The following is a 1,246-nucleotide window of genomic DNA, read 5'->3' on the forward strand; positions in this document are numbered from 1 at the left end:
TGGCAGGCGCGCCGGCAGCGGACGAGCCGGCGCCGGAAGCCGCGCCGGAGGGCGCAGCGGAGGGCTTGCTCTGGGCCGCGGCCGTGGGCGCGGCAGACGGCGCGGCCGTGGGGGTGGAGGTGGAGGCGCTGGTCGCGGCGGTGGCCGCTCCCCCCGCGGTCGCGATGACCGCGGCGGTGGCGGCGATGAGCGTGATCGGGCGGATACGCATGAAATCCGTGTCCTTTCCTGCGGGCGTCCGGTTGATGCCCGCACCCCGGTACGCCTCCCGACGCCCGGCAGGTCGCACCCCGCACATGTGATCCAGGCCATAGCCAGCGGGTGCAACCCGGGGGCGGCACTCGTGCGTACAGAGCGGGAGGCTCCACCCGGGACGCACGGCTCCACCGCCGCCGGGAAGTGCTCCCGCGTGAGCCGCCGACGCCGCGAACTGACGGACAGCCCCGGAGGAGAGGCCCTTGATGACGCCACAGGAGTTCGACGCCTTCTACGCGGCGTCCTTCTCCCGCCTGACCGGGCAGCTCTACGCGATGACCGGCGACTGGTCCGAAGCGCAGGACGTGGTCCAGGAGGCCTTCATCCGCGCGTGGGACCGACGGCGCACCTTCGACCTGGACCACGCCCCGGAGGCGTGGATCCGGACCACGGCCCGGCGGCTGGCCGTCTCCCGCTGGCGGCGCCTGGCCCGGGGCCTGCACCTGGCCGGACGCCACCACCGCCCGGAACCACCCACCGTCGAACCGCCCACCGAGGACCACCTGATGCTGGTCACCGCGCTCCGCGACCTGCCCGAGGCACAGCGGAGCGCCCTGGTCCTGCACCACATGTGCGACCTCCCCGTCGAGCAGGTCGCGGCCGAGACCGGCGCCAGCGTCAGCGCCGTCAAGAGCCGCCTCACCCGGGGCCGGACCGCGCTCGCGGCCGGACTCGCCGACCGGACCCCGAGCAGCGAGGAAGGAAAGCTCCGTGTCTGACCCCCTCCACGACACCGTCGGCGACCGGCTGCGGCTGCTCGGCACACAGGTGCCCGCACCGGCCCTGCCCGCTGCCGAGATCCGCCGACGCGCCGACCGGCGCCGCCACCGCCGGCACCGCCGGTACGCCCTGGGCGCGACCGCGGCCTGCGCCGCGGCGGCCCTGTACCTGACCCTCCCGTCCGGGCCGCCCTCACCGCGGCCGCAGCACGGAGCAGTGGTCACCACGGACACTCCCTCCGTGCCGGCCCCCGCCTCCGACTCCCCCCGCC

At 75.9% G+C, this 1,246-nt stretch carries 2 protein-coding genes and 1 pseudogene; all 3 read left to right on the forward strand.

What is annotated here, in order from left to right:
• The coding region (locus tag ACFY2K_RS43465; RefSeq protein WP_380533200.1) for a hypothetical protein at positions 1-302 on the forward strand (302 nt) is incomplete at its 5' end.
• A 159-nt stretch (positions 303-461) separates the two neighbouring features.
• Positions 462-974 (forward strand): SigE family RNA polymerase sigma factor, encoded by a 513-nt coding sequence (locus ACFY2K_RS43470; protein ID WP_380409962.1) that lies wholly within the window; start codon positions 462-464, stop codon positions 972-974.
• Positions 967-1,246: pseudogene (locus tag ACFY2K_RS43475) on the forward strand (hypothetical protein); the annotation flags it as partial. The gene ACFY2K_RS43470 and the pseudogene ACFY2K_RS43475, both read left to right, overlap by 8 nt.

This window comes from Kitasatospora sp. NPDC001309, assembly GCF_042896295.1.
Lineage (GTDB): Bacteria > Actinomycetota > Actinomycetes > Streptomycetales > Streptomycetaceae > Kitasatospora.

Coding starts and splice junctions, on each gene's coding strand:
- ACFY2K_RS43470 (WP_380409962.1), top strand. CDS start 462: ATGACGCCACAGGAGTTCGACGCCTTCTACGCGGCGTCCTTCTCCCGC.